A 1,405-nucleotide genomic window follows, 5' to 3' on the forward strand; every position below is an offset into this window, starting at 1 on the left:
GTTAATTTAAATGAAGTTATGAGGTTTAAAAAGATTTTATATTATACACTATTTTTAAGTGTACTGTTGGTTTGTTTCGGTGTACAAGCCCAGTCTTTAGATCCGGATTTGAATTGTGAGAATGCCGTAGAGATTCCGGTTAATACGGGGGTGGACTGTGTGCAATATGCAAGGGGTTCTTTTGAGCATGCGGGCATGCTTCCCTTGGGTTTGACTTGTGGAAGAGCGGTTGATAGCAGACAAAAAAAGAATTTGTTTCGGTTTCGGGCTGCTGCAGAGACCCATTTGTTTAGGGTCTTTGATGCTCGATCGGATGTTTTACCAGAGACCCGGACTTCTTTCTTTTTTACAGGTGCGGTTTATACGGACTGCAATTTTGATAGCCCAGCTAAAATATGTTTTGCATTTCTTAATAGTGAGAGCATAGACGGTTCAGCTTCGAATACTGAACATATGGTTTTAAGTGAGTTGGTAGTGGGGCAGGAGTATTACCTCGTATTGGGAGCAGATACAGTTATTCGATATAATAATATAGATTACAATAACGATTTGCGCTTTAAGGTTTGTCTGCGGGCAGCTGAGGTTCCCTATGTACAGATCGAGGCTAACGATGCCATGACTGAGAATGTGGATTGGGTGGAAGAAAAATTCCTGTACTCGGACTGCGATAATATTTTTTCCAACATTCGTTTTCAGGCTGGTGATGGGCAAAACGACTTTAATTCCATCGGTTATTTTAATAAAAACAATTCGACTTTTCTATTGGAAAAGGGCATCGCCTTATCCACTACAGATTTGAGTATGAATCTTTCTGCTGCAAACTTCTCTGACCGTTTTCAGCAAAATAGTCCGTCTTGGACGGGTGATGCCGATTTAAATGCCTTGCAATTGGAGATTCCGGGCCAACAACAGTTACAACCCAGTGCCACAGCAGTATTGGAGTTTGATTTTATTGCTTTGAATGAACAGTTGGATATTGATTACGTTTTTAGTTGGACGGGTTGGATTGGAGAATTTCAGTATTTAGGTATATGGTTGACGGATTTAACCACTCAAAACAAGCAGAACATAGCCAGAGTTCCCGGAACAAATCTTCCCATTCATCAGGAGTTGGTAATTGATAACTATCCTGAATTGGGTAGCCCTGAGATAATTCCTCTTTGGAACAATCCCTTAATTTATTGGATGTTAAATTCAAAGGTTTTTCCAACCAAACCCACGGTGTTAACCGTCGGTAGAAAATACCGACTAAAGTTTGGAGTTGGTAATATTGAACGATACGCTATAAGAGGTATCGCGATGTTTATCCAAGATTTCGAGCAACAATTAAATGATGTGGAGCTCAGCATTGTTGATCAAGCGGATTTATGCACGGGTAAACCTTGGCTGATTAAGGCCAATACCG

General features: G+C 40.4%; 1 protein-coding gene. It reads left to right on the forward strand.

Annotated elements, in window-relative coordinates; all coding sequences use genetic code 11:
* Positions 1 to 18: 18 nt before the first annotated feature.
* Positions 19 to 1,405, forward strand: a 1,387-nt coding sequence (locus tag KO524_RS15125; RefSeq protein WP_219295068.1) for a choice-of-anchor L domain-containing protein, incomplete at its 3' end; no start/stop codon positions are given.

Origin of the sequence: Flavobacterium sp. NKUCC04_CG, from assembly GCF_019345525.1 — a bacterium.
GTDB lineage: Bacteria > Bacteroidota > Bacteroidia > Flavobacteriales > Flavobacteriaceae > Flavobacterium.